Genomic DNA, 6,472 nt, shown 5'->3' with positions numbered 1-6,472 from the left:
GAAGCGCGAGGCGCTTGGCTACGCGCAGAAGGCCTCCATGGGAGCGCTCATCCGCTCCGCCAACGCGGAGGCCATCGCACAGGCGACCCAGGCGCTGGGCTGGCTCGACATCATCGAGGCCCCTCGCGAGCGCGCCGAGGTAGAGGTCGGGCTGAACGTCCCCCTCACCGCGGCGCTGATGTCCAGCCAGGGGTGGATGGCGCCTCGGCTCAAGGCGACGGTGGACCGCTCCTACGAGCTGCTCGGCCTCGTGGGCGACCATCCCCACGTGGCCGCGGCCATCTGGGTGCTGGCCCTCTACTACACGCTGGGAGGACACGACCGGGAGAAGGTCCGCGGGCTCCTGGCGCGGCTTCGGGGCATGGCCAGCCAGGCCGGCGATCTGGGCCTGGAGTCCGCCTCGCTCTCGCTGCTCGGGTACCTCGACAAGCTGGATGGCAGGCTTGCGGACGCGCGGGCGTGTGTAGACCGCATCCTCGAGGTCTACGATCCGGTCGCGCACCGGGGGCAGTGCTACCTCTACGGGCAGGACTCGAAGGCCGGGGGCTGCTCGGCGATTGCCCCCGCCCTCTGGTACGAGGGTTACCCGGAGAAGGCGCTCGCGCACTCCAAAGTCGGCATGGCGTGGGCCCAGGAGCTGAACCACGCGACCAGCATCGCCCTGTCCATCTACTACCACTTCCACCTCCTCTATGAGCTGGAGGACCGGGACGGCGTGCTGCGGCTGGTCGACACCGTCCAGAAGCTCGCGGACCGGCACGGGCTGGTCGAGCAGGTGGTCAACGTCAACATCTTCCGAGGCTGGGCGCGGCAAGACCCTGAGGAGTTCGAGAAGAACCTGAACACCCGCTCGGCGGCCGGCAACGTCCTGGACCTCTCCCTCTTCAGCTGCATCCTGGCGGAGCTCGAGGCGGCCTCCGGGCGCCAGGAGGCGGCCCTCGCGCGCCTCGAGCGCAGCCTGGAGGTGGCTCAGCAACAGGCAGAGGCCTGCTACATCCCGATGATCCTGCGCAGGAAGGGACTGCTGCTGCTCGAGCGCGACCCCGGTGCCCACGAGGCGGCGGAGGCGTGCTTCCGGCGTGCGATCGAGCTCTCACGGGCGCAGGGTGCGAAGATGCACGAGCTGCAGGCCACCACGGCCTTGAGCCAGCTCCTGCTGGCGCGCGGACGGCACGAGGAGGCGGGCAACAGCCTGGCGACCCTCTACGACTGGTTCACCGAGGGGTTCGACACTCCGCCACTCAGAGAGGCACGCGGAGTGCTGGACGCGCTCAAGAGAGCATCACCCGAACGCGCACGACGTGAAGGAGGGGAAGCATGAACAGCACGACGAAGTCATCCGACTGGCAGGTGGTGTGGCTCAAGGCCGTAGCCAAGGCGTGGCGGGACAAGTCCTTCGAGGAGAAGCTGAAGAAGGATCCGCGTCAGGCGCTCAAGGATGCCTTCAACTTCGAGTTTCCCCAGGACGTGAACTTCACCCTCACGACGGCTGCAGAGGCGGGAAAGGACGCGAGCGCTCCAGGAGGACACTTCCAGGCCTCTCATTCCAACATGCACGTTCGGATGCACCTGCCGCCGCCACCCGCTGACCATGAGCAGGCCATCGCCCTCGCGAACCTGGCGGAGGAGAACGCCAAGAGCTGCTGCGGCCAGCCCTGCTGCTGAAGCTTCAGGGGGGCGACCCGCTGAGGGTGAACTCGCCGACCGAGCTCTCCGCGTAGTAGTCGGTGCCCGACGCGCGGCAGAACAGATCCGGGTCGCCGCTCCCCACGGCGCAGGGAGAGAGGGACATGGCCGTGGCCACGAGATACATCGTCTGCATGAGCGCCCCGACGTCCTTGAGGATCAGAGAGTAGGAAATCGACTCGTACTTCCAGGAGATGCGCTGGAAGCGCGCGGCAATGACGAAGAGGACGTCTGGAGGCTGGGGCATCTGCGCGGCCGTCAGGAGCGCGCGGACCTCGTCCGTTGCACCGGAGAGCGGCTCGAGTTGGTGCTCCAGCGGGCTGTAGTGATAGAGGCCCGCCGGGAGCCCCTCGCACACATTCACCACAGGGTAGAGCTCCAGCTCATACCGGGCGCCCGCTCCTGGATAGGGCCGCGCACTCAGCTCCCCACAGGGGGTTGAGTGGACCTGCCGGACGCGCGCGCTCCGAAAGAGGAACTCGCCGAGCTGCCGCAGCGTCAGCGGGCCAGGCCCCCGAGTCGTGACGGATCGGCGCCTCTCGAGCACCTCGCTGAAAGAGACATCCTCCCGGCGCAGGGCCTCGAGCTCGGGCCGGAAGAGGGCGAGGGGCGAGGGGCTCATGGGAGCCTTGATCGCGGGCAGCGGTGGGATCTGGTCCGTGAAGCGGAAGGTGCTCCCGTGCTTCTGTCCGTGCCGCTCTCCTCTCGAGCGCGCGTGGAACAAGAGGTCATGGAACTCCCACTGCGCCAGCGCGAGGTCCTTCGGCGAAGGCTCTCCCGCAGGAGCCGACACCTGCGAGAGCACCCCTGCCTCCGCCAGGAGCTGGAAGACGGCAAGCATCGCCTTGGCGTCGAGACCCTCGATCCGTGCCGCGGCGGTCTGAGGACTGAGCGGGCGGGCCAGCTCGAAGAGGAGCGTGGCGATGCGCCGGTCGTGCACGGTGATGGCCACGTGGGAGAGCGGGCACTCGAGCACCATCCCTTCCCCCACCGTGTGGAGGTAGGCGAAGCGCGAGAGCTGGTACACGGCGGTGGCATCCACCGTGCTGCTCTGGCGGACGAAATGCGGGGAGACGGGGGACGCGCTCACGAGACGACAGCCGTCGTGCGTCACCGTCCAGCAGAGGAGCCCCAGGTCCGCCGCGGACTCCAGGTGATAGAACAGCCTCGCTCCCTGGCCTTTGGCCAGCGCCGCCAGCGCACCCTCCGCAACAGGGCCAGCCGCCAGAGCCTCGAGCGCGGCGCGGAGCTCCGCTGGAGGGTGATGGATCGCGAGCCGGCCGATACGGCCCACGATCTGCATCTCCTCACCGCTCCCGGCCTCCAACGAGACACCGGTGGCAAGGCTCAACTCGAGGGTCGTCGTCATTACCGTTCCTGCCGGATCACTCCTCGAGCCCGAAGAGCCGCGCCGGGTTGTCCCAGAGAATCTTTCGCAGCGTCTGCTCGGGGAGCTTCCCCTTGAGGGCCAGGATCTCGTCCACCGAGTCGAGCCCGTGGTCCGGGTGGGGAAAGTCCGAGCCGAAGAGCAGGTTGTCCTCCCCCAGATGGCGGATCACCTCTGGGAGCAGCGGCTCGTCCGCCTCGATCGCGACGAAGTACTGGCGACGGAAGTAGGCGGAGGGCTTCATGCGAACGTGCTCGGCGACCTCGCTCTTCACGAAGCCGTACTCAACTTCATCGAGCCGCCAGAGCCAATAAGGGAGCCAGCCGCAGCCGCTCTCCAGGCCCGCGAAGCGCAGGCGGGGATAGCGCTCCAGCACGCCCCCCTCGATGAGGCTCAGGATGGCCATCATCTGCTCCATCGGATGCGCGCAGGCATGCAGCCCGAAGTGGGTCTTGAAGCGATCGGACCCGACGGAAGGGACGTACGACTCGGTGAAGTTGTGGAGGGTGACTGCGATGGAGCGCTGCTCGCAGGCGGCCCAGAAGGGCTCGTAGATGGGATCCGAGAGGGCCCGGCCGCCAATGAGGTTGGGGCGCACGACCACTGCCTTCCAACCGAAGCCCGCCACACGCTCGAGCTCCGGGAGCATCTGCGAGGGGTCATGAAGGCTGATCATCCCGATCCCCCTCAGCCGCTCCGGAGCCCGGGCACAGAAGCCCTTCAGCCAGGTGTTGTAGACCCTGGCACACGCGCTCGCCACGGCCGGCTCCAGGTCGGCGAAGCCCTCGATCAGCATCGCGTAGCCCGGGTAGAGGAAGGAGATGTCGACCCCGGTCCGATCCATGTCCGCCAGGTAGGTGGCCGGATCATCGTAGCGTCCGATCCTCCCGAGCCGCTGATAGGCCTTGGCGCTGAACTCGAGCCACGCCTGCTCCGTCATCCCATTCCAGAGCGGTCTTCCATCGAGTGTCGGCATGGGGGGGACGGGGAGGAGGCCCTTCGCACCGAGCCGGGCGATGCGCTCGGTCAGCGGCTCTTCTGTCGGAACGCCAGGCCTGGGGGCGTACTTCCGAAACTCCGGCTCCAGGTGCGTGCTCCACAAATCGAGCGGTTCGACGACGTGCCGATCTGCATCGATGATGCGGAAACCTTCCCTCATGGACTCCTCACTGGCTGTTCACGCGTGCGCAGTCCGGCTCAGCTCGTCACGTACGTCTTTCAGGATGGCCTCGAGCAATCGGCCCTTGCGTGCCTGCGCAACGAGCGACCGCTCCTCCTCGTCGGAGCCAGGCTCAGAGCGACTGCCCCGCTTGGCCGCCGCCCGATCGCACAGCTCGAGCAGGAACGCTTCGTGGTGTGACTCCAAGGCCTGGAACGTCTCTCCCCAGCGAACCACGAAGTCGACCAGCACCTCGCGCGCGGCATCGGGGATCATCCCCTTGTCGGGCAGGCTCCGGTACAGGCGCGCATACAGCACGGGAAAGAACGCCGTGAGCGCCGGGCCGAACCCAGGCGGCATGAGCAGCGGCTGCTGATCGAAGACCAGCTCGCCCCTCCGCTCCGCCTCGAGGATGGTGCCGAAGATGCCAAGGCTCCGCTCGTAGCCCTTCCGCTGGAGGTGATTCCTCACCAGGAAGAAGACGACCCGGTTGATCAGATGCGGAGCGCTGCGAAGGGTCTCGCTGAGGGTGTCTCCAATCAGGGAGCGCTCGGCGGCCGACACCCCCCAGGACCGCGTGGCCTCCTCGAGAAAGCGATCGCAGGCGGCCGGCGACAGCAGCGGCTCTCGCACCTGCGGAGGGCGCTGCACCATCGCCACCCAGCCCTGGAGCCGCGCACACGCCGCGCTCCAGTCATTGAGCCGCATCACGAGGGAGTGGTACCCCTCGAGCAGCTCCACGCGGCTCATCTGCTTGGGAATGATGTTCAGCGTCGCGAGGGTGGGCTCCCCTGTCATGCGGCGACGCAAGTAGGCAATCCGGCCCTCCGAGCGGAGCCTCATCCAGAGAGGCGTGTTCTCCACGGCGTAGAGCGGGCTGACCGCGATCCACGGGAGACAGGCCCGCTGGATGCCGTCATACAGCGCATCGAAGGCACCCGGGCCATCATGATCGAACCCGACGATGAAGCTTCCACGCGGGCCGAGCCCATAGGAGTGGATCTTCTGGATGTCGCCGATGATGTCCTTCCGGACGTTCTGGCGCTTGTGGGTCTCGAGCAGGGAGTCGTGGTTGAACGACTCGATCCCGAGGACGAAGGTGTAGAAGTTGGCGTCCGCCATCAGCGCGAGCAGCTCTGCGTCGCGGCTCAGGTTCATCGTGGCCTGGGTGAAGAAGCGGAGCGGGCGGGCAAAGGAATTGTTCGCCGGGATGAGCTCCGCGAGGACACTCTTGGCGTAGTCGGGGTTGCCGACGAACTCGTCGTCCGCGAAGAAGATCCCCCGCGCACCCAGCGCCTCGAGCGTGCGGATCTCGCCGATGACCTGGCCCACGGGCTTGTGCCGCTGGCGGCGACCGTACAGATAGATGACGTCGCAGAACTGGCAGTCGAACGGACATCCCCGCGTCGTCTGCACCATCGCCCACTCATACTCGGGCACGTTCGCGGCGACGTTGCACCAGCGCGGAGGAGGAGACTCCTCGAGGCCCGGCTTCTCGATCTGCCGGTACTCGGGCTTGATGGCTCCCTGCTCGTAGTCCCGCAGGAACTGGGGCCACGTCCGCTCCGCCTCGTTGACGAAGATCGCGTCGAAGTAGGGCCGGAACTCCTCGGGCGCCGACGAGATCCCCGGCCCCCCCGCCACCATGACCGTCCCTTCCTGCCGGAGGTGGAGGCTGAGGAACCGGGCCTGATACGCGGAGGCCGAGAACATCAGCGAGACACCGATGATGTCGTACTTGCCCAGCGGTGTGCTCGCACGAATCTGCCCGCGCAGCTCCTCGTCCCAGATCTCCACCTCGTAGTGATCTGGCGTGAGCCCGGCAATGGTCGCGCACGCCAGCGGTGCCATCGGCGCCAGGTAGACGATCTCTCCGGCGTCGTTCACGCTCTCCCACCGATCGAAGTAGCGCTGATCCCTCCCGCACAGAATGAGGAGAATTCGCTTCTTCATCGAAGGGGACGGCATGAGCTCCTGACTCGGCAGAGGGCGACCGCAGCTATGTTCATGGCACGTCAGATGCGAGTCAAGCGTGCCTGCCTCCCGCTCCTCAGAAGAAGAAGGGGAAGGGATTCAGCTCTCCTTCCTCACGCGCCTGGCGCAGCCACCCCATGCGGACGGGAACGTCATAGAGCCGCCCTGGCCCGAGCCGAGGCCAGAAGTGCCTCAGGCCGGGGACGATGACCTTGACGGCAGACAAGCCGATGTCCGGCCGCGTCTGATCGAGCACCAACGTCTCC

5 protein-coding genes and 1 pseudogene are annotated in these 6,472 nt (G+C 67.0%); 2 read left to right on the top strand and 4 right to left on the bottom strand.

Annotated elements, in window-relative coordinates; all coding sequences use genetic code 11:
• Together VD972_RS07175 and VD972_RS07170 are read left to right on the top strand one after the other, a co-directional pair.
• Positions 1 to 1,321, top strand: a pseudogene (locus VD972_RS07175) (TOMM system kinase/cyclase fusion protein); the annotation flags it as partial.
• Positions 1,318 to 1,665, top strand: a complete 348-nt coding sequence (locus VD972_RS07170; protein WP_324982716.1) for a BMA_0021/BMA_0022 family TOMM bacteriocin — start codon at positions 1,318 to 1,320, stop codon at positions 1,663 to 1,665. The pseudogene VD972_RS07175 and the gene VD972_RS07170, both read left to right, overlap by 4 nt.
• 4 nt (positions 1,666 to 1,669) lie before the next feature.
• On the opposite strand, the gene VD972_RS07165 is transcribed toward VD972_RS07170, so the two are convergent.
• The 4 genes from VD972_RS07165 to VD972_RS07150 form a co-directional block, all read right to left on the bottom strand.
• Complete coding sequence (locus VD972_RS07165; RefSeq protein ID WP_324982712.1) at positions 1,670 to 3,055, bottom strand: SagB family peptide dehydrogenase; 1,386 nt, start codon at positions 3,053 to 3,055, stop codon at positions 1,670 to 1,672.
• A gap of 16 nt (positions 3,056 to 3,071) precedes the next feature.
• Complete coding sequence (locus VD972_RS07160) at positions 3,072 to 4,232, bottom strand: amidohydrolase family protein (RefSeq protein WP_324982709.1); 1,161 nt, start codon at positions 4,230 to 4,232, stop codon at positions 3,072 to 3,074.
• Between the two features lie 18 nt (positions 4,233 to 4,250).
• Complete coding sequence (locus tag VD972_RS07155) at positions 4,251 to 6,200, bottom strand: radical SAM protein (RefSeq protein ID WP_324982706.1); 1,950 nt, start codon at positions 6,198 to 6,200, stop codon at positions 4,251 to 4,253.
• 82 nt (positions 6,201 to 6,282) lie between these two features.
• Positions 6,283 to 6,472: YcaO-like family protein (locus VD972_RS07150; RefSeq protein WP_324982703.1), on the bottom strand; the 190-nt coding region annotated here is incomplete at its 5' end.

It is taken from the genome of Hyalangium sp. (genome assembly GCF_035629615.1).
Taxonomy (GTDB): domain Bacteria; phylum Myxococcota; class Myxococcia; order Myxococcales; family Myxococcaceae; genus Hyalangium.
The sequence above is the reverse complement of the archived record's forward strand: the minus strand, read 5'-3'. Positions and strand labels throughout refer to the sequence as shown.